This is a genomic window from Dyadobacter sp. AC419, from assembly GCF_979253085.1.
Window position 1 is genome coordinate 71,581 of record NZ_CEEDCD010000018.1, and the last position, 20,885, is coordinate 92,465.

The following is a 20,885-nucleotide window of genomic DNA, read 5'->3' on the forward strand; positions in this document are numbered from 1 at the left end:
CTTAATGAAAAGAAATTTACTGCTCTTCTTGGGAGGGTTGCTGCTGCTTTGCAGTCAGGCAATCGCCCAAAGTCGGGACGTGACCGGGACGGTTACATCCAAAGACGACGGATCAATGTTACCCGGCGTTTCTATCAGGGTTGCGGGCACTAACACCGGAACACTTACCAATGACAAAGGCGAATACAGCATCAATGCACGCCAGGGTCAAACGCTTATCTTTTCTTTTGTCGGCTTTCTCAATCAGGAGATTAAAGTGCCTGCTTCCGGAAATCTGGACGTTGTTTTAACCCTTGATGAGCTTGCTTTAAATGAAGTCGTGATCACAGCAGGTGGTCTTACCGCACAACGCCGCGAGCTGGGTAACCAGTCTACTACGGTAAAAGCGCAGGACATTGTCCAGGGAAAACCCATTAGTGTGGCGGCCAGCCTTGCAGGACGTGTGCCGGGTTTGCTTGTAATGGGTGTGAGCAGCGGGGTGAATCCAAATTATCGTTTAGTACTACGCGGTAACCGTTCACTTACTGGTAACAACCAGGCGCTGGTTGTAATCGACAACATTATCTCTACAAATGATATTCTTGGAAACCTTAACCCGGAAGACATTGAGGACATTCAGGTCTTGAACGGAGCTGGTGCAGCCGCATTATATGGTTCAGATGCATCCAATGGTGCCCTTATCGTTACTACGAAAAAAGGAAAATCAGGTGTAACGCAGTTCAAAGTTTCGAACACGACTACGCTTGAAAAAGTAAGCTTTTTGCCTCAGCTGCAAAACGGATTCGGATCAGGAACAACGCCGGATGATGTGCCTTCTTACACACCGTACGAAAACCAGCAATACGGACCAGCCTTTGATGGTTCTATGGTCAATATTGGTAAGCCGTTGCAGGATGGATCTATTCAGTCCGTTCCTTATTCAACCCAAAATTTCCGTGAAAACTTCTGGAATACGGGCGTAGCCAATCAAACTGACCTGAGCGTTACATCAGGAGACGATAAAGGCACATTCTATCTTTCTGCTCAATATTTTGACCAGAAATCCACTGTGCCTTATGACAAATACAAGCGTTACAGCGTGCGTGCAAACGTAGTGCGTCACATTTACAAAAACCTGACTGCGTCATTTAACACCAACTTTATCGCTGGTCGCACAAACCAAAGCAGCCTTACATCAAATGCTTATGAAAACCTTTTGATGTCACCAGGTCAGGTGGACGTTACGAAATACGAAGATTGGCAAAACAATCCATTTGCTAACCCGAACGGCTATTTCAACGAATATTACCAAAACCCATATTTCACATTGTCTAACAACCGCTGGGACCAGCGCAATGACTATTTGCAGGGAAATATGGAATTGAAGTGGAACCCGATCAAGCCACTTACATTCACTTATCGTGTGGGTATGAGCGGACGTAACTTGTCAGGAAAAGTTTATAGTGGCAAATTCACTTACACAGATTACACCAAAAGCATCTCTGGAAGCTCTAAAACAGACATCGCTGGTCAGGTTGTGGATTATGCAGGTTATACAACCCAGTTCGTAAATGACTTTTTGGCTGAGTTCAGAACCAATCTTACGCCTGATTTCAACCTGAATGTGGCCGTAGGAACAACCGTTCGTGAGAATGCAACAAAGGCAATGGGTGTCATTGCAAATGGTCTTGTAATCGACGGACTTTATAATGTCGGTAACAGCTTGAACCCACCGATTGCCAATGAAGGCAATTACAAAGCACGCCAGATTGGTGTTTACGGTGAAGCCCGTCTTGGTTTCAAAGAATTCCTTTATCTGCACGTAACTGCAAGAAATGACTGGCGCTCGATCCTGGCGAAAGAAAACCGTTCGTTCTTCTACCCTTCTGCGGATATCTCGTTCATCGCCAGCGACGCGATTCCGGGACTTGCTAATTCTGAATTCCTGGAAAGCTTGAAACTGCGTGCGGGTTACTCGCAGGTTGGACAGGTTAACTTGGGTAACAACAGAGATTTCGGTCCAATTCCTTTGAACAACCTGGGTGCTTATTCATTGAACAGCACATTCTCACAAGCTTTCGGTTATCCTTACACAAGCGGTGCTGGTTTTGTACTGGACAACACGCTTGTTTCTCCGGATCTGAAACCTGAGATCACAACAGGAATCGAAGGCGGTATCGATTTCGAATTCCGTCCATGGAGCATTGGTGGTGGTATAACTTATTACAAAACCAACACAGTTGACCAAACGATCACTGTTTTGATCCCAAACTCAACAGGTTACGGATCTCTGAGAACAAACATTGGAGAGGTTGAAAACAAAGGGATCGAGGCAACATTGCACATAACTCCGATCAAAACTGCCTGGGGATTGCGCGTTGACCTTGGCGCTAACTATACTTACAACCAGAACAAAGTCATTTCTCTTTCAGCACAATCCAATGAGCTGAGCATCGGAACTTCGGGCTCTGCCGCGAGAGTTATCGCCAAAGTTGGGTCTCCTTTCCCACTTCTTCAGGTAACTGATTACAACCGCGATGATCAGGGAAGAATTATTGTTGATTCAAAAACAGGTTATCCTTCCACAAACGGAACGTTCCAAGACGTGGGAATCACTAACCCGCCTCACATTCTGGGTGTTAATGGTGGTGTAACTTTCAAAAAGTTAAGATTCAACTTACTGTTTGAATATCGCAATGGCCATTACATCTTCAACTCTGTTTCCGGAGGTTATGACTTCTCTGGTGCTGGTGTGCGCACAGGCTGGTATAACCGTGACCGTTTTGTTATTCCAAATTCTTCATACATGAACGGAGAAGGCGAATATGTAGAGAACACCAACATTGCAGTAAGAAGCGGTGGCGCTGATTTCTGGACGGACGGAACAAGAAATACGAACATTGGTCGCAACTACACGAACTCTGCCGGTTTCTGGAAACTGCGCGAAGCATCTATCGGCTACGAGCTGCCACAAGGATTCCTTGATAAAACGAAGTTCATCAAAGGTGCAAGTGTAAGCATTCAGGGAAGAAACCTCTTTATATGGGCTCCTAAATCAAACCTTTATACAGATCCTGAGTATAGCTCAAACGGTTCAGACAGTAATGCAGTTGGTTTCACCAGCCTTGGCCAAACACCGCCAGCTCGTTACTTCGGCGGCACATTATCACTAACATTCTAATTAAATACCAATGAAAAGATATAACATCAGTTGGATGCTGGCACTGTTAGTCACAGTACTTTCATCTTGTAGTGATTATCTCGATATCAACACCAACCCAAACCAGGCCACGAGCGTACAGCCGCTGCTTGTTTTGCCCGCTGCCATTACCGGCACGGCCTCGGTATCGAGCCAGTATAACAGTTACGGAGGACATTTCGGAGGCTATATTGCCAATGCAGGTGGTTTCTCGGGATTTGGTAACCTATTCAATTATCAGCTGATCCCGGACAACTACAATGCACTTTGGGTGAATGCCTATGATAACCTGAACGATTACAAATATGTGATCGACCAGACAGAAGGAGACGATACGCAAGCTTATGCCAATGCTGCGGCCAACATTATGGTTGCTTACAATTTCCAGAAACTGGTTGATGCATTTGGCGATGTGCCTTACACAGAAGCTTTGCAAAACAACGCAAACCTGACGCCTAAGTATGACGACGCAGCGACTATTTATCAGGATCTGGTTACAAGACTGGACGCAGCAATCGCCCTGATCGATGCAGCAGAGTTTCCAACCGCACTGAACTCCTCATCAGATCCAATGTTTGGCGGCGATATGGATAAATGGAAAAAGTTTGCCAACACCATCAAGCTGCGCATTCTGGTTCGCGTTTCAGGTGTGCCTACGCTTTCTTCTTTTGTAACAACAAAATTTGCTGCGATGGACAAGACGCTTGGATTCATTACAGATGATGCAATCGTCAACCCGGGATATGTGAAAGACAAGCCGAACCCACTTTGGAACGCATGGGGCTATACCACAACCGGTACGCTCGCTAACTCTTCCCGCATCCCGACTGAATTCGCTTTTGGTTTTTACAAAGGTCAAAAGCTGCAAGACACCGGAAGAGGCAGTGTGATCTACAAAAACTTCGAAACCAACACACCGGTTAACCAGCTTGGAAACGAAGTAGATGCACCGACGATTATTACCAACTATTCGACTTGGTATACGGGCACTTTCAGCAGTGCTTCCAGCATCGGAAATGCACTTGGTGTATTGAAAGGCGCAAGCCAGGGACAAGTGCTGATGCTGCTTGCAGAAGCGCAATTCTTGCAGGCAGAAGCGCGGTTGAAAGGCTTTATCACAGGCGACTTCGCGGCAAGTTTTGATGCTGGTATCGTTGCATCTTACACTTACTTGTACAAAGATGTGACCAATGTGGTTGCAGCAGGAAAGAATGTGACAGCCGATGTTGCTGCTTACAAAACTGAAAATGCACCAAGCTATCTTGTTAACATTAAGCTCGCAACAACGCCGGCGCAACGCCTGGAAGCCATTATTACACAAAAATGGATTGCAGTAAACATGATCAATTCAGAAGAAGGCTATAACGAATTCAGAAGAACGGGCTATCCGGTAACACAGCCAAACGGCGACAGTTTCCACAACATTGCCTCCCTGCTTTCCACTTCTACCCGTGCAGACAAGCTTCCTTCAAGAATTCTGTATCCGACTTCCGAGCAATCATACAATGCTGGAAATTACAGGGCGATTAACCCATTCACTGATTTGATCTTCTGGGATCCTAACTGAAAAATCTGATATGAACTATTCAATAAAAATAGCTGGCCTTTTCCTTTTTGGTGTGGCCTTCACATCCTGCCTAAAAGACGACATTTCCCTGGATCCTGACGAATCGACCAATGTGGTTGAGTTCAAAAACCCTTCCAGCTTTGTTTCGCCTTCCGGCAGCACTTATTCGCTTTATTCTCAGTCATTTGACCTGGCTGATGAAGCCGATTATCCGGTGGAAGTAAGTTACTCAGGCGCAGATGTTGCACCTCAGGACATTACAGTAACATTAGGCGTTGATACGGCTGCGGTAACGCAGTATAACATCGAGCAGGAAGAAGAATTTGAAGCAATTACGCCTGATCTTTATACAATCCCTGCATCTGTTGTTATTCCAAAAGGACAGCGCAGAGCAGAGGTTTTGATCAAGCTGAAACCTTCGAAATTCGATTTTGCTAAAAACTATGTGCTTCCAATCCAGATCAAATCTGCTTCAACGGGCGTAGTAAGCGGCAACTTTGGAACGATCCTGCTGGCTGTGAAGGCAAAGAACATTTACGATGCGACTTACGCCGCAACCGGATATGTTTATCACCCGACTGCACCAAGAGCTGTTGCCAAAGACAAACCAATGGTAACGGTTTCACCAACAACAGTTTCAGTAGAATTGGGTGACTTGGGCGGATCTGGCTACAATGCTAACCTGACCATTGATCCAAAAACAAATAAGGTGACAATTACACCTGCGGCGGGAGCAGCGGGGGCGCCTTACACGCAATTCGATAAAGAATTGCCTGCTCCCTATAAAGCGGCCTGGACTGGTGCGTCAAAAGCCAATAACACTTACGATCCGGCAACCAAAACCTTCTATCTGCGCTATGGTTACATGGGAGGAAACGGATGGCGTGTGACGGAGGAAATTTTGGTAAGAAAATAAGAAATAGCATTAGAAGATAATACACTTCCTTATTACGTAATAGTTTGATATTAGCTGGTCCGTTTCGGGCCGGCTAATTTTTTTTACAATCGATTTCTTTAACTTTGGTGGTTATCCTGATCTTAAAACAATGGAATTCTTAAAAAGCCAGCGCCTGAATAATCTTAAATATGAGATTCGTGGTGCTACTTACCAAAAAGCATTGGAGCTGGAAAGCCTAGGTTACAAAATTCATAACCTTAACATTGGCAACCCGGCCCCGTTCGGATTTGATTCTCCGGACGAAATTGTTCACGATATAATCATGAATATCCGCAATGCGCAGGGTTATTCGGATTCCAGAGGATTGTTTGCGGCCCGTAAGGCTGTTATGCATTACACCCAAACCATCGGCATTCAGGACGTTGAGATCAATGATATTTTTATCGGCAATGGCGTAAGCGAGCTCATTTTGCTTTCTATGCAGGCGTTACTCAATCCCGGTGACGAAATTCTGGTGCCATCGCCCGACTATCCCCTTTGGACCGCTGCCATCGCATTAAGCGGAGGCACGCCCGTGCATTATGTGTGTGATGAGCAGGCAGACTGGAACCCGGACCTGGAAGATCTTGAAAAGAAAATCACATCCCGCACCAAGGGAATCGTGCTGATCAATCCCAATAACCCAACCGGCGCGGTGTATGAAAAAGACGTGCTGATTCGGATTGCAAAAATTGCTGAGGAACACGGTCTGATCATCTTCTCTGATGAGATTTATGACAAGATCCTTTACGACGGCGCCGTACATTATCCGATGGGCTCGCTGGTGACAGAAACACTTTGCGTTTCTTATGGCGGTCTTTCCAAAAATTACCGCTCCGCAGGTTTTCGCGGTGGCTGGATGATCATGAGTGGTGCCAAACACAAAGCTAAATCTTATCTCGAAGGCATTCTGCTGCTCGCAAGCATGCGGCTTTGCGCCAATGTGCCGACCCAATATGCGATTCAAACTGCATTAGGCGGTTACCAAAGCATTAAGGAGCTGGTTGTGCCCACCGGGAGATTGCATAAACAAATGAACCTGGTTTACGATCGCCTTACTTCCATTCCGGGAATCACTTGTGTGAAGCCAAAAGGTTCTTTATATGTTTTTCCAAAAATCGATCTGAAAAAATTCGGCTTGAAAACGGATGAACAATTTGTTTATGACCTGTTAAGCGACCAGAAAGTACTTGTCGTTGCGGGCACCGGTTTCAACTATATTTCTGATGACCATTTCAGGATTGTTTTTTTACCAACAATCGACGAACTGAACCAAGCAATGGATAAAATCGAGTTTTTCCTTGAAAATCACCGCATCCTATCAACCCGAACAGTTGAGGATGTAATCGCCTGAAAAAGGCACCATAACCAATCCCTATCAGCTTTATTTTTGGCTAATTAATGACCATCGAAAATACGAATGCCCAGGAAGCAAAGCGGCAACGTTTGTTTTTGCTGCTTTGCGGCATATTCTTGACAAATGCATTGATCGCCGAGATTATTGGCGGGAAGATATTTTCGGTGGAAACATTGCTCGGCATTCCGCCAGCGCAACTGCTCATAGGCGGTCAGCGGCTTGATTTCAACATGACGGCCGGGGTTATCAACTGGCCCGTCGTGTTCATCACTTCGGACATTATCAATGAATATTTTGGCAGAAAAGGCGTAAAACGCATTTCGTTTCTGACAGCGTGCTTTATCGCTTACACATTTATCACGATCCTCGTCGCGACGCTCTTGCCGCCTGCACAATTCTGGCTGGATATCAATAACACCGACAAAGCCGGCAATGTGTTCAACATTAATGATGCATTTGCGAAGATTTTCAACCAGGGATTAGGCATTATGATCGGCTCCATTGTTGCCTTTCTTTTGGGACAGTTGCTGGATGTGGCTGTATTTTCATGGCTCCGCAGAAAAACCGGAAGCCGGTTTATCTGGCTCCGCGCAACAGGATCGACCATGTTTTCTCAGTTGATCGACAGCTTTGTCGTGATCACCATTGCATTTTATGTATTTGGGAATTGGGAACTGAGCCAGGTTTTTTCCGTCGGCACCATCAATTATTTATACAAAGGCCTTGTCGCGATCATGCTTACGCCGCTGCTTTACGTGGCGCATTACTTTATCGATAATTATCTGGGAAAAGAATACGCGGAAGAACTCTCGCACAAAGCCGCGCACGAAAACTAGATTACACGGCGAGTTGGCGCCGCAGATTATCAAGCATAACAGCCGTCGCAATCCCAACATTCAGCGATTCCGCCTCTCCTACCCTTGGAATGGTGATTTTGTCGGTAACCAATTGTTCAACTGCTTTTCCAACGCCATTGGACTCATTACCCATTACAATGTATCCGCCAGATTTGGAAAATTGAAATTCATAAAGTGATTCACCTCCTAAAAACGCGCCGATTACTGGTTTATCGTTTGCATTTTCATTGAGATAAGCAGCCAGATCTGTATAAAAAATTTGCACTCTCGTAAATGAGCCTTTGCTGGCAGCGACCACTTTCGGATTGTAGACGTCCGTTGTGTCGTTGGAACAAATGATCTTGTTGATCCCATACCAATCTGCGACGCGGATTATGGTCCCGAGATTTCCAGGATCGCGCACATCGTCCAAAACGAGCACATATTCTGAATTGCCGGGAGACAAAAATTCGTTTTGCTTCGTTTTAGCAACAGCCAGACAAGAATCATTGGTCTGGAAAGAACCCAAACCTTCAAGCTCCTGCAACGTGACCGTTTCTACGATTGTGTTGTGTGCGGTTAAAATACTTGCAGTATTTTTGTTGAAATTCCTGTGTTGTTAGCACAAACTCGATTTCAAAATCGGATTCCAGCAATTCAAGCACACTCTTGGCACCTTCAACAATGAACGACTGATGGAGCTGCCTAAACTTCTTGATTTTAAGCGAGTTAATATACTTTATACGATTTTTTGACAGCATTGAATATTAATTGTAAGATTACATATAGCTGGTATTTCTTCCTGATTTTGGTGGGATTGTCTTCCTGCGCACCCAAGCCCGCCTCTCAATCCAAAAGTTATTATCTCGGAAATTCGTCGATCAAAGGAAACCAGATCATTAACGACTCAGAACTTGACGCCTTAATTCCGCAAAAACCCAACAGACGTCTTCTGGGCCTCCCTTTTTTCCCCTTATGTTGGGTTATATCGCTTTGGTGAACTCTTTTACAACCGCGAAGAAAAGCAGCGGAAAGTAATTGAAATCACGCAAAATTATCAAAATGAATCCCGCATACACGAAAATTCTCCCAGAAAGCTGGAAAAGATCCAGCGCAGATATGCTAAAAAACTAGAAAAAGCGCAGGCACGCGCAGAGCAGGGCAATTTCTGGATGCGTGTCCTGGGTGAAGCGCCTGTCTATTTTAACCTTGCCGAAGTTGACCGCAGAACGCGGAGAAAATGCAGAAATATCTGTATAACAATGGTTTTTTTGAGGCAAGCGTGGGTTATAAGCCTGATACAACTTTTAATCGGATCAGGGTGAATTATCTGGTGAGTGAGAAAAGGCCGACGATGATCCGGGACATTGAATATCAGATCCGTAATGACTTGGCGGACAGCATTGTGGCGGCAAATAATAGAAATCCTTCGCTTCAGAGCAAAAAGCGCTATGACGGCGATGCGTTTGAAGAAGAGCGGATCCGGATCGAAACACTGCTTCGAAATGAAGGTTACCTTGGTTTTTCTCGCCAGAATGTCTCTTATCTAATCAATGACACCATTACCAACAGGGCAACGGATAGTTTGTTCAAATCGGTTGATGTGAAAGTTCGGGTGGACCTCCCTGAATCGGTGAAAAACGCGGATCGTTATAAGATCAATTCGGTCCATTTTGAAGTGCTTCCGCCAACCGGCTCCACCGATCCGCGTTACGAGCGCAAGGACACGGTCAATTATCAGGGAATCAATTATACATTTTCCGACAAACGATTTTCGACGCGGATTCTCGACAGCAAGATCCAGGTCAGGCCCGGCGCTTTTTACAGTCAGCAAAGAGAGCGGGACACGCAGCAGCAGCTTTCACTCACAGACCAGTTCCGTTTTGTAAATTACACTTACACGCTTGACTCGACCGGACGCGGCATTAACAGTTATTTCAAAGTCATTCCGCTCGAAAAATATCAGATTTCAACCGACATTGGTCTGAATGTAATCCAGTTACAAGGCGCTCCCGGGCCATTTGCGAACCTTTCCTATAAGATCAGGAATGTCTTCAACGGGCTTGAAAACTTTGAAGCGAACGTCCGCGGCGGCATTGAGCTCGTTCCGGGTTTCCTGGGCACAAAGTCTATTTATCGAAGTGAAGAAATTGGTATAAACACCTCATTAACATTCCCGCGCCTGCTTACACCGGGCAACATTTTACAAAGGCAAACTGCATTTTACAACCCCAGAACACAGGTCGGGCTGGGTTACAACTATGTCAACAGGCCCAAATACACGCGTACGAACGTGAAAGTGGCCATGACTTATTCGTGGCAGCCGACCAGCAGGACGCTTTTCAACCTGTCATTGGTCGACCTCAACATTTTGAATACACAAAATATACGTCCCGATTTCCAGGAACTGCTTAATTCGCTCAGGGAGCAAGGAAACAACCTTTACAACAGTTTTCAACGATCATTTGTATCGGATATCAATTTCAATTTTACCTATAATACTAATGCGTTAATGGGACCGCAACGCAATGCGCACTATTTTTCGGATTGCAGTCGAATCGGGCGGAACATCATTAAACATCCTTCCCAAGCAGGAAAATTTGATCAAAAGTGTTTTTGGAGTCTCGTTGCAATTTTATAAATATGTGCGCTGGAATGCGGATTACCGGCGTTACTGGCGCGCCGGCAAGCGTTCTGCATTTATCGCACGGGTCAATGCAGGAGCGGTTTATAGTTATGGCGACAGCAAAGTGCCGCCCTATGAAAAATATTTCTTCGCGGGTGGCTCAAACAGCTTGCGGGCCTGGTTACCACGCAGGCTTGGCCCCGGCTCTTCTCCTCCACGGATTACTCCAATTGGCCTGACAGCTGAATCACCGGGCGAATTCCTGCTGGAAGGCAACCTGGAATGGCGGGGATTTTTGGCCAAATTCTTCGGTGACATTAACTATGCCCTGTTTATTGATGCGGGTAATGTCTGGAATTTGAATAGCACAGCAACCGATGAGCAAAAGCTGGAAGCAGACAAATTCCTGAAAGATATTGCCGTGGGAACCGGGTTCGGGATTCGTTATGACCTCTCATTTTTCGTTCTCCGTTTCGATTTTGGAATTAAAGTATATGACCCTGCCTTGCAGCGGTTTGTACTCGATGAGCTTCAATTCAACAAACTTTTCCAGCGCACGCAGTCCAACTTTCTGAACATTAACCTCGGCGTTGGTTATCCTTTTTGAGGGAAATTGACCTGCTTAAAGTATGACAGTTTGTCAGTTTTTAGCTTAATCTTTCTATATTTGTAATTCTTTCAAACGGACTCGGGCAGCATTTGCCGACTCTGTTTCTACAATCATTGAGCATATAAGAATCCTTCCATGGAACATAGAATTGCAGAGACTTTAAAGATATTGACTGCGGAGGACAAGGATGCCTGCGAGATAGTCCATATTTCCGAAAATGAGCCTGCGTTAAATAAAAAACGACTTTTTATAGAGAGTTACGGCTGCCAGATGAATTTCGCAGACAGCGAGATCGTGGCCTCCGTAATGCGTGAAGCGGGGTTTGCAACAACTTCTGAAGTTGAAAATGCCGACCTGATATTCCTTAACACCTGCGCAATTCGTGACAATGCAGAGCAACACGTCAGGACACGGCTGCGGCAGCTTAATGTCATCAAAAAGAAGAAGCCGGGCACACTCATCGGCGTGCTGGGCTGCATGGCCGAGCGCCTGAAAGCCAAGTTGCTTAAAGAAGAAAAAATGGTTGATATCGTGACCGGTCCGGATGCTTACCGCGATCTGCCAAGGCTCGTGGAAGAGGCGGAAACTGGCCAGAAAGGTGTCAATGTATTTTTATCAAGAGAAGAAACTTACGCTGACATTTCACCTATCCGTCTGAATTCCAATGGTGTTACTGCATTGGTTTCGATCATGCGCGGCTGTGATAACATGTGCAGCTTTTGCGTCGTGCCAATGACGCGCGGCCGCGAAAGAAGTCGCGATCCTTACTCCATCGTGAAAGAGGCGCAAGACCTTTACAATGATGGTTATAAGGAAGTTACACTACTGGGCCAGAATGTGGACAGTTATAAATGGCAGGGACCTAACAGTGTAACGGGCATTTCTACAAATGTCGAAAATGGTTCGCTTGAAACGCAGGTGAACTTTGCGCAACTGCTCGAAATGGTAGCGCAGATCAGTCCGTATTTGCGGGTAAGGTTCAGCACTTCACATCCGAAAGACATCACGGACGAAGTGCTTTACACGATCAGAAAATACGATAACATCTGCAAATACATTCACCTGCCCGCGCAACATGGCAATAGCCGCGTGCTGGCCATGATGAACCGGACTTATGACCGTGAATGGTATCTCGAAAGAATTGACAGCATTCGCCGCATCATGGGTGATGAATGTGCCATTTCTCATGATATGATCGCTGGTTTTTGCTCAGAAACGGAGGAAGAACATCAGGATTCGCTGTCTTTGCTTGAATATGTGCGTTTCGATTTCGGCTATATGTTTGCCTATTCTGAACGCCCGGGCACATTGGCCGCGAAAAAATATGCGGATGACATTCCTGCCGACATTAAGCAAAGGCGTCTGGCTGAGATCATTGACATTCAGCAAAGAATTTCCCTTGAACGCAATCAGCAGCTCATCGGGACGGTACAAAAAGTTTTAATAGAAAACACCTCAAAACGCTCCGAGGACGACTTTACTGGTCGGAGCGATCAGAATAAAAGAGTCATTTTCCCAAGAGAAAATTTCAAGATTGGGGAATATGTTGACGTATTAATTACAGACACCACGGCTGCGACGCTTCGCGGTTATGCGGTGGAAAAAGTGGCATTTTCATGAATCCAGCTGAAATACAAGCAATAAAGAACCGTTTCGGAATCATCGGCACGTCTCCGGGGCTTAACCATGCCATTAATGTTGCGGTGCAAGTCGCGGCAACGGACCTGACCGTGCTCATAACCGGGGAAAGCGGAAGCGGAAAGGAATCTTTTTCAAAAATAATTCATAGCCTGAGCTCGCGTAAACACGGCCCTTTTATCGCCATCAACTGCGGCGCCATTCCTGAAGGAACCATTGATTCAGAACTTTTCGGACATGAAAAAGGCGCATTTACTGGTGCTTTGGATGCGAGAAAAGGATATTTTGAAACAACAAACAGCGGCACAATTTTCCTGGATGAAGTTGGAGAAATGCCATTAGGAACGCAGGCGAGGCTTTTACGTGTGCTTGAAAACGGGGAATACATTCGTGTAGGATCTTCCAAAGTGCTTAAAACCAATGTGCGCGTTGTTGCAGCGACGAATGTTAATTTGCTGGATGCGGTTAACAATGGAAAATTTCGCGAGGATCTTTATTACAGGCTGAACACCGTCCCCATTTACGTGCCGCCCCTGCGCGACCGAGGTGAGGATATCCTGCTGCTTTTCAGGAAGTTTACCAATGATTTTTCGGAAAGATACAGGACAAAGCCCGTTCGTCTGGACTCCGAAGCGCGCGACCTTTTGCTTCAATATGCATTTCCCGGAAACATTCGTCAGCTTAAAAATATTGCGGAACAGATCACGATTCTGGAAACGGATAAAGAGCTGCCTATCAGTCGCGAAACGCTTAACAATTACCTGAATCCCGTGCAGCCGGCAGGCAGAAAAGCATTGATCACATTACGCACCGGAGAAGATTCTGCCAGCTCATTTTCGGAGCGGGAATTGCTTTATAAGGTGCTTTTTGACATGCGCCGCGACATGACCGAGTTGAAAAAGCTCGTTCGTAATGTGCTTGAAAATGAAAAATATGGCGGCGATATTCTGAAAGACCATCAGGAACTTTTCAGTTCGCTCAATTCCGTAGAGCCTGCTTCACACACGCCGACCATTGAGCCTTCGAGACTTTTATCGCCCGTTCCTTCGCGCACGGTGGATCTGGACAGATATTCGGATGAAAGAAGCGAAATTGAAGACGTTGTGCACGTAACGGCAGAGGAAGAATCACTTTCACTGGAAGATAAAGAGAAGGAAATGATCATTAAGGCACTGCGCAAAAACAATAACAAACGAAAATACGCAGCAAGTGCATTGGGCATATCGGAACGGACGTTATACAGGAAAATCAAGCAGTATGACATTGAAGAATAAAGCATTGAATATTTTCAGCACCCGCCTCCAGATGAACGCCAAAAAGTTGACAGCACTGTTTTTCGTGCTCCACTGCGCCTTGTTTTTGTCAAGTTGCGGTGTGTATTCCTTCACCGGAACCAATTTATCGCCTGACATTAAGACTTTCAGCGTCCTGAACTTTACAATGGGAACGGCCGGCGGACCGCCCGATCTGCCACAGCGGCTTACAGAAGAGCTGAAAGAATATTTTCAGAGAAATACGAGCTTACTGAGCCAACCAGGCGGCGGTGACCTTGTCCTGGAAGGATCGATTACTGGTTATGACGTGCTTGCAGCCGCGCCAACCGCCAATGACCAGGCGGGATTAAACCGTTTGAATGTCACCGTTCAGGTTCGATACACGAATGCGAAAGACGAAACAAAGAATTTTGATCAGTCTTTTACTTACTATGCTGACTTTCCTCAGGATCAAACGCTTAACCAAAATGAAGCGCGTCTTTTGCCTGTGATCCGGGAAAACCTGGTGCAACAGATTTTTAATAAATCGGCGGCAGACTGGTAGAAGATTGCCCTTTTGCATAACTTCATCCTTTATTCCAAAATACAAAGGTTCATATGGCCATCATTGAAAAGGAGGCATTCAGCAATTTGGTCAAACATCCGCAAGCGGTCAGCACGGAAGTGATTGCGGACCTGGAAGCCACGATCAAGGCATTTCCTTATTGCCAAATTTCCTATTCTTTACTCGCTAAGGCGTCCAGCCTTGCCGGCACTGAAAAACTCGAAGAAGCGCGTCCACGAGCTGCTGCTTATGCATTAAGCCGCGTTGCTTTACAGCAGCTTGTGGAAAGTGACAATGAGCGCTATGACGCCACTGTCAATATCGAGGAAGTCATTGAAAATCAGGAGAAAGCCGTTCCTCAGGATAGCGAAGATATTCTGATCAGCCTGGTTGAGCAGGAGACTATAAGTTTACAAAACCTGGTTTCCGAAGAGCAAAAAAGACAGCAGCAGATCATTCAGGGTTTCATGAAAAAGAATCCCCGGATCATTCGCCAGGACAATAATCTGGAACCTGTCGCGATTGATGTCAGCGGTCGTGTTGCCGAATCGGGAGCAGGAAGCATTGAGACCGAAGCATTTGCAAAAATATTGGTGCGACAAGGTAAAATTGAGAAAGCCATTGACCTCTATCAAAAATTGATCTTGAAAAAACCAGAAAAAAGAAATTACTTTGCGAAAAAATTAAGCGAGTTATATCGCACAAATTGAAATGATTGACAAATAAAACATTCAGTCATTCACTCATTTAGTCATTCAATCATTAAAAAAAGTCATAAGGCATGTATTTGGGTTTAATCATTCTGGTTGCGATTATCGCAGTATTGTTGATTCTGGTTGTGTTGGTACAAAATTCAAAAGGAGGAGGACTTTCCAGCGAATTTAGCGGAGCAGGAACAACCCAAATGTTCGGTGTTAAAAAGACGACCGATTTATTGGAACAAATCACGTGGGGACTTGCAGGAGCTGTTATTTTGATCTCGCTGGCTTCTTACATTATCGTAGGTGGAAGTGCACAGACAGGCGGCATTAATAGTGTCAATGTTGAAAAAGCACAAAACACTGCCATTCCAGGCGGAAACATTGCTCCGGCACCAGCTCCGGGCGCTGCGGCTCCGGGAGCCGCCGCTCCGGCAGGCGAGGCAACGACGCCAGCAGCAACACCAGCTGCTCCAGCGGATACAACGAAATAAGAGTTTAGAATTTTAAAGTTAAAAAAACGCTCATGATCTGGTCATGAGCGTTTTTTTATTGGGTTATGAAGCAAGTTGCTAATATCAGGCAACATTGATCTGCTTTAAGATTAACTTTTTGGCGACGGGAAGCAGCGCTTCGTGCAATGGATAATCGTATTTTGATTCTACAATGTATGTCGCCGGATTAGGCAGTGATTTGTTCTTTTTTGTTAAATCAACCTTTATCTGGGAAACTGTCTTTCCAAGCCCGATCCGCACACTGTCAACAAAAGTCGTTTTTAAGTAGCGCTCTTTCATTGCATTATAAAGCGCCAGTTGATATTCGAAAATGCTCACCAATGGCTGAAAAGTGTGCAGGAAAAGCAGATAACCTTCTTCCAGCCGCAGCGGCACAATGCCTACGGGCGAAATCTTAATGTTCTCCCCCTGACTTCACTGAAGCGCTCGGCTCCTTGCTCCAGTGAACGCGAGAAACGCGGAATGGCGAAATCAAGGATATAGTTGATTTCTTCGAGATAAGGATCGTCCTGATGCATTTCCTCGTATTCCAGGGTCCAGTTTTTCAGGTCAATCCCGGTCACGTTTTTAGGAAATGATGTTTTGATTGCGCTTTTGTTGCTGCGGATCCTGATGCAGGAGTCGAAATGAAATTGCAGATCTGGCAGATGCGGATGCAGCTTGTTTACTGTAAACTGACTGTCAATGTGCTGTAAATACGCCATTAACACATATTTCTTGTACTCAAAGTCCAGCGTTCCTTCGGTTAACCAGTTTTTTTGGAGGTGTGTCATAGGATTCTACATTTGGTGCCGATAAAATTTAAGCATTTTCATTTGCTCAAACAACGGTTTGTCTATTATGACAATGGAAATGCTCTTATAATCATATAACGACGGGTTTGAATACAAATTTGTCACACTTGCCGGAAAAAATGTCAGAACGAAAGTTGCTGGCATAGATTGTGCTTACAAGGTTACAGTCAAAACTATTACTGACAATCAAAAAACAAACGTTTAATATTTATGTCAACTTTAGCAGAAATACAAGTGAACGTACAACCTCTGGCTGATCGTGTTCTTGTAGAACCAGCCCCAGCCGAAGAAAAAACAGCATTTGGTATCATTATCCCTGATACTGCAAAGGAAAAACCGCAACGTGGAACTGTACGTAGCAGTAGGCCCGGGTAAAAAAGACGAGCCAATGACCGTTAAGGTAGGTGACACCGTATTATACGGAAAATATTCAGGTACTGAATTGGCGTATGAAGGCAAAGATGTCCTGATCATGCGTGAATCTGACATTTATGCCATCATTGGTTAATTGTCAGTTAAGTTCAATAAGTAATTTCAATCAAGAAAATCAAAACGATTAATTAGTATGTCTAAGAAAATTTTCTTCGATACCGAAGCTCGTGATAAAATTAAGCGCGGTGTTGATACATTGGCTGATGCCGTTAAAGTAACATTAGGACCACGTGGTCGTAACGTAGTTATCGATAAAAAATTCGGATCGCCTAGCATCACAAAAGATGGTGTGACGGTTGCAAAAGAAATCGATCTGAAAGACCCTATCGAAAACATGGGTGCTCAGTTGGTGAAAGAAGTAGCTTCTAAAACTGCTGATTCTGCGGGTGATGGTACAACTACTGCAACCGTTTTGGCACAGGCTATCTACTCAATCGGTGTTAAAAACGTAGCTGCCGGCGCAAATCCAATGGATTTGAAACGCGGTATTGACAAAGCAGTTGCTGTCATCACAAAAAATCTTGAAGGACAGAAAAAAGTTATCTCTACTTCAAAAGAAATCGCTCAGGTTGCTACAATTTCAGCTAACCACGACGAAGAGATCGGTAATATGATTGCCGAAGCGATGGAAAAAGTAGGAAAAGAAGGTGTTATCACTGTTGAAGAAGCGCGCGGAACTGAAACAGAAGTTAAAACTGTGGAAGGTATGCAGTTTGACCGTGGTTACCTGTCTCCTATATTTCGTGACAAACACTGAGAAAATGGAAGCTGATCTTGAGCGTCCATATATCTTAATTTCTGAGAAGAAAGTTTCTTCAATGAAAGAATTGCTTCCAGTTCTTGAAGCAGTTGCACAAACTGGCCGTCCTTTGCTTATTTTGGCAGAAGATGTTGACGGAGAAGCACTTGCTACTTTGGTAGTAAACAAAATCCGTGGCGCCTTGAAAGTAGCAGCTGTTAAAGCTCCTGGTTTTGGTGACCGTCGTAAAGCAATGCTTGAAGACATCGCGATCATCACTGGCGGTACAGTTATTTCAGAAGAGCGTGGTTTCAAATTGGAAAACGCAACTTTGGAATATCTTGGTACTTGCGAAAAAGCGATTATCGACAAAGACAATACAACTTTGGTTAACGGATCAGGCAATTCTGAAGACATTCAGGGCCGCGTAAACCAAATCAAAGCGCAGATCGAAAATACAACTTCTGATTACGATCGCGAAAAACTTCAGGAACGCCTTGCTAAATTGTCAGGTGGTGTAGCTATCCTTTACATTGGAGCCGCAACTGAGGTTGAAATGAAAGAGAAAAAAGACCGCGTTGACGATGCATTGCATGCAACTCGTGCAGCTGTTGAAGAAGGAATCGTAGCTGGTGGTGGTGTGGCTTACATCCGCGCAACTGCTGCTTTGGATGGCTTCACAGGTGCTAACGAAGACGAAACAACGGGTATCAACATTATCCGCGTAGCTTTGGAAGCTCCTTTGAGAACAATCGTTTCTAACTCAGGCCAGGAGCCATCAGTAGTTGTTGCGAAAGTGAAAGAAGGAACAGGCTCATACGGTTACAATGCGAAGGACAATGTTTACACAGACCTTTTGGAAGCTGGTATCATTGACCCGAAAAAAGTATCCCGTTTGGCTTTGGAAAACGCAGCATCTATTGCAGGCTTGTTGTTGACAACAGAATGTGTAATTGCTGACGAGCCAGAAGAAGCTCCTGCAGGTGGCGGTCACAGCCACGGTGGCGGAATGGGTGGAATGATGTAATTCATCCCCTTTCGGATATATAAAAAGCCGCTCAGGAAACTGGGCGGCTTTTGCTCTGCAGAAGTTTCAATAAAAAGTTATGATTGCATAAACCCGTCTTGCATAACCAATCTCCGGTCCGCCATTGCAGCCAGATCTTCATTATGCGTTACAATCACAAATGTTTGCCCGAATTCATCACGCAGCTTGAAGAATAACTGATGCAATTCCAATGCATTATGTGAATCCAGGTTTCCGCTTGGTTCGTCCGCTAAAACGATAGAAGGTTTATTCAAAAGTGCTCTTGCCACCGCAACACGCTGTTGCTCACCTCCCGAAAGTTGCGACGGCAAATGATCCGCCCGACCAGCCAGACCCAACATTTCCAGCAACTCCCTTCCTCTGCTCAGAATGTCTTTCTCATTCATTGAACCATTGATATAACCCGGCATGCATGCATTTTCCAATGCCGTGAATTCAGCAAGCAGGTTATGGAACTGGAAGATGAAGCCTATTTTTTCGTTCCGGAATTGTGCAAGATCCTTATCTTTTTGGGTAAAAACATTGATATCTTCAATAAAAACCTGCCCCTGATCCGGCCTGTCCAATGTGCCCAGAATATGTAGAAAAGTGCTTTTTCCAGCACCGGATGGCCCTACAATCGCGACGACTTCCCCTTTCTCCACTTCCAGATCGATCCCCTTCAAAACCTGTAAAGAACCATATGTACGCTTGATTCCGGTCGCCCGCAGTAAATTCATATTTTGGAGAAGATAATTGGACTGAAACCTACGCCCGTTTTGATTAATTCCTTAATTTGCCGTGAAAATACCAATTTACTTTTATACTCATGAATATTCACGAATATCAAGGCAAAAGCGTTCTTAAAAAATACGGTGTGCGTATTCAGGAAGGGCTCGTAGCCGACACTCCGGACAAGGCAGTAGAAGTTGCGCGTGAGCTTAGCCAGCAGACTGGTACCAAATGGTATGTAGTAAAATCCCAGATCCACGCTGGTGGACGTGGAAAAGGCCGCATCGTTGGAACAGAACAACGTGGCGTTGCCCTTGCGAAATCTGTTGAAGACGTACGCACCATATCCAACAATATTTTGGGAAAAGTCCTGGTTACACACCAGACTGGTCCTGATGGCAAGCGTGTTAACAAAGTCCTTATTGCCGAAGACGTGTATTATCCAGGGCCAAGCGAGCCGAAAGAATATTATCTTTTATCCTCCTTGACCGTGGCCGTAACTGCAATGTAATCATGGCCAGCACCGAAGGCGGTATGGACATTGAAGAAGTTGCTGAGCACACGCCTGAGAAGATCATGAAAGAGTGGATTGATCCAAAAGTAGGTTTGCAGCCGTTCCAGGCGCGTAAAGTTGCTTTTGCATTGGGCCTTGAAGGCGATGCTTTCAAAGAAATGGTGAAATTCATCACTTCCCTTTACAAAGCATACATTGAAAGCGATTCAGCGATGTTCGAAATCAACCCGGTTTTGAAAACATCTGACAATAAAATTCTTGCCGTTGATGCCAAAGTTGATTTGGATGACAATGCATTATATCGTCACCCGGAATTGGCTGAAATGCGTGATACAAACGAAGAAGATCCTTTGGAAGTTGAAGCAGGCGCAAACAACCTGAACTATGTGAAACTGGACGGAAACGTTGGTTGCATGGTAAATGGTGCTGGTCTTGCCATGGCTACAATGGACCTTATCAAGCTTTCAGGCGGCGAGCCTGCTAACTTCCTGGATGTTGGGGGTGGCGCAAACGCACGTACCGTAGAAGCAGGTTTCCGTATCATTCTGAAAGATCCAAATGTTAAGGCAATCCTGATCAACATTTTCGGTGGTATCGTTCGCTGCGACCGCGTTGCAGCGGGTGTTGTGGAAGCCTACAAAGCTATCGGAGAAATTCCGGTTCCTATCATCGTTCGTCTGCAAGGAACCAACGCAGAAGAAGGAGCAAGAATCATCAATGAGTCTGGCTTGAAGGTTTCTTCGGCGATTGAGTTTAAAGAAGCTGCTGCTAAGGTTTCAGAGGTTTTGGCTGAGCTGGGAGTTTAAGAAAGCATTAAAGCATATGAAAAGAGGATAGCCATTTTTGGTTATCCTTTTTTTGTTGTTG

The 20,885-nt window shown here is 45.1% G+C and carries 17 protein-coding genes and 3 pseudogenes; 15 read left to right on the plus strand and 5 right to left on the minus strand.

Translation table 11 applies throughout. The annotated features are described in order from the left end of the window. Nucleotides 1-4 precede the first annotated feature (4 nt). The 5 genes from AC0IYG_RS12685 to AC0IYG_RS12705 all read left to right on the plus strand — a co-directional run bounded on the left by AC0IYG_RS12685 (nt 5) and on the right by AC0IYG_RS12705 (nt 7,875). Nucleotides 5-3,160 carry a SusC/RagA family TonB-linked outer membrane protein gene (locus tag AC0IYG_RS12685; protein ID WP_471711431.1) on the plus strand — a complete coding sequence of 1,052 codons (3,156 nt, stop codon included), beginning with the start codon at nt 5-7 and terminating at the stop codon, nt 3,158-3,160. A gap of 10 nt (nt 3,161-3,170) precedes the next feature. Further along, a complete protein-coding gene (locus tag AC0IYG_RS12690; RefSeq protein ID WP_471711432.1) occupies nt 3,171-4,745 on the plus strand; it encodes a SusD/RagB family nutrient-binding outer membrane lipoprotein in 1,575 nt (524 codons plus the stop codon). A gap of 10 nt (nt 4,746-4,755) precedes the next feature. Continuing rightward, entirely contained in the window at nt 4,756-5,661 is a 906-nt protein-coding gene (locus AC0IYG_RS12695; RefSeq protein WP_471711433.1) for a BT_3987 domain-containing protein, read from the plus strand. Between the two features lie 130 nt (nt 5,662-5,791). After that, on the plus strand, nt 5,792-7,036 hold the full coding sequence (locus tag AC0IYG_RS12700) for a pyridoxal phosphate-dependent aminotransferase (protein ID WP_471711434.1): 1,245 nt from the start codon (nt 5,792-5,794) through the stop codon (nt 7,034-7,036). Nucleotides 7,037-7,083: 47 nt separating this feature from the next. After that, on the plus strand, nt 7,084-7,875 hold the full coding sequence (locus tag AC0IYG_RS12705; protein ID WP_471711435.1) for a queuosine precursor transporter: 792 nt from the start codon (nt 7,084-7,086) through the stop codon (nt 7,873-7,875). A 1-nt stretch (nt 7,876) separates the two neighbouring features. Here the strand turns inward: AC0IYG_RS12705 and AC0IYG_RS12710 are convergent, their stop codons facing one another. Next, a complete protein-coding gene (locus AC0IYG_RS12710) occupies nt 7,877-8,422 on the minus strand; it encodes a TrmH family RNA methyltransferase (RefSeq protein ID WP_471711436.1) in 546 nt (181 codons plus the stop codon). Then, complete coding sequence (locus AC0IYG_RS12715; protein WP_471711437.1) at nt 8,409-8,636, minus strand: hypothetical protein; 228 nt, start codon at nt 8,634-8,636, stop codon at nt 8,409-8,411. The genes AC0IYG_RS12710 and AC0IYG_RS12715 overlap by 14 nt, the downstream gene beginning before the upstream one ends. 479 nt (nt 8,637-9,115) lie before the next feature. Here AC0IYG_RS12715 and AC0IYG_RS12720 point away from each other — a divergent pair, with 479 nt between their 5' ends. From AC0IYG_RS12720 to secG, 7 genes are all read left to right on the plus strand, one after another. Further along, nucleotides 9,116-10,516: a BamA/TamA family outer membrane protein gene (locus tag AC0IYG_RS12720; RefSeq protein ID WP_471711438.1), complete on the plus strand. Its 1,401-nt coding sequence runs from the start codon at nt 9,116-9,118 to the stop codon at nt 10,514-10,516. Nucleotides 10,517-10,520: 4 nt separating this feature from the next. Beyond that, nucleotides 10,521-11,108: a BamA/TamA family outer membrane protein gene (locus AC0IYG_RS12725; protein ID WP_471711439.1), complete on the plus strand. Its 588-nt coding sequence runs from the start codon at nt 10,521-10,523 to the stop codon at nt 11,106-11,108. A gap of 138 nt (nt 11,109-11,246) precedes the next feature. Then, nucleotides 11,247-12,731 (plus strand): tRNA (N6-isopentenyl adenosine(37)-C2)-methylthiotransferase MiaB, encoded by a 1,485-nt coding sequence (gene miaB / locus AC0IYG_RS12730; protein ID WP_471711440.1) that lies wholly within the window; start codon nt 11,247-11,249, stop codon nt 12,729-12,731. Continuing rightward, the gene (locus AC0IYG_RS12735) at nt 12,728-14,023 is read left to right on the plus strand and encodes a sigma-54 interaction domain-containing protein (RefSeq protein ID WP_471711441.1); all 1,296 of its coding nucleotides are present in this window, start codon (nt 12,728-12,730) and stop codon (nt 14,021-14,023) included. Before miaB ends, AC0IYG_RS12735 begins: the two co-directional genes overlap by 4 nt. Then, a complete protein-coding gene (locus AC0IYG_RS12740; RefSeq protein WP_471711442.1) occupies nt 14,007-14,567 on the plus strand; it encodes an LptE family protein in 561 nt (186 codons plus the stop codon). Before AC0IYG_RS12735 ends, AC0IYG_RS12740 begins: the two co-directional genes overlap by 17 nt. Before the next feature lie 53 nt (nt 14,568-14,620). After that, nucleotides 14,621-15,277, plus strand: a complete 657-nt coding sequence (locus tag AC0IYG_RS12745; protein ID WP_471711443.1) for a hypothetical protein — start codon at nt 14,621-14,623, stop codon at nt 15,275-15,277. Between the two features lie 71 nt (nt 15,278-15,348). Next, nucleotides 15,349-15,759, plus strand: a complete 411-nt coding sequence (gene secG, locus AC0IYG_RS12750) for a preprotein translocase subunit SecG (protein WP_471711444.1) — start codon at nt 15,349-15,351, stop codon at nt 15,757-15,759. An 84-nt stretch (nt 15,760-15,843) separates the two neighbouring features. On the opposite strand, the gene AC0IYG_RS12755 is transcribed toward secG, so the two are convergent. Both AC0IYG_RS12755 and AC0IYG_RS12760 read right to left on the minus strand, forming a co-directional pair. After that, nucleotides 15,844-16,155, minus strand: coding sequence for a hypothetical protein (locus AC0IYG_RS12755; RefSeq protein ID WP_471711445.1), 312 nt, complete (start codon nt 16,153-16,155; stop codon nt 15,844-15,846). A gap of 5 nt (nt 16,156-16,160) precedes the next feature. Continuing rightward, the gene (locus AC0IYG_RS12760; RefSeq protein WP_471711446.1) at nt 16,161-16,553 is read right to left on the minus strand and encodes a hypothetical protein; all 393 of its coding nucleotides are present in this window, start codon (nt 16,551-16,553) and stop codon (nt 16,161-16,163) included. Between the two features lie 231 nt (nt 16,554-16,784). Between AC0IYG_RS12760 and AC0IYG_RS12765 the strand changes: the two are divergent. Continuing rightward, nucleotides 16,785-17,082 (plus strand): annotated as a pseudogene (locus AC0IYG_RS12765) (co-chaperone GroES). A 57-nt stretch (nt 17,083-17,139) separates the two neighbouring features. Beyond that, nucleotides 17,140-18,772: pseudogene (gene groL / locus AC0IYG_RS12770) on the plus strand (chaperonin GroEL). 77 nt (nt 18,773-18,849) lie between these two features. Here groL and AC0IYG_RS12775 read toward each other — a convergent pair. Continuing rightward, nucleotides 18,850-19,512: an ABC transporter ATP-binding protein gene (locus AC0IYG_RS12775; protein ID WP_471711447.1), complete on the minus strand. Its 663-nt coding sequence runs from the start codon at nt 19,510-19,512 to the stop codon at nt 18,850-18,852. Nucleotides 19,513-19,601: 89 nt separating this feature from the next. On the opposite strand from AC0IYG_RS12775, the pseudogene sucC reads away from it, so the two are divergent. Next, nucleotides 19,602-20,824: pseudogene (sucC, locus tag AC0IYG_RS12780) on the plus strand (ADP-forming succinate--CoA ligase subunit beta). Nucleotides 20,825-20,885 lie beyond the last annotated feature (61 nt).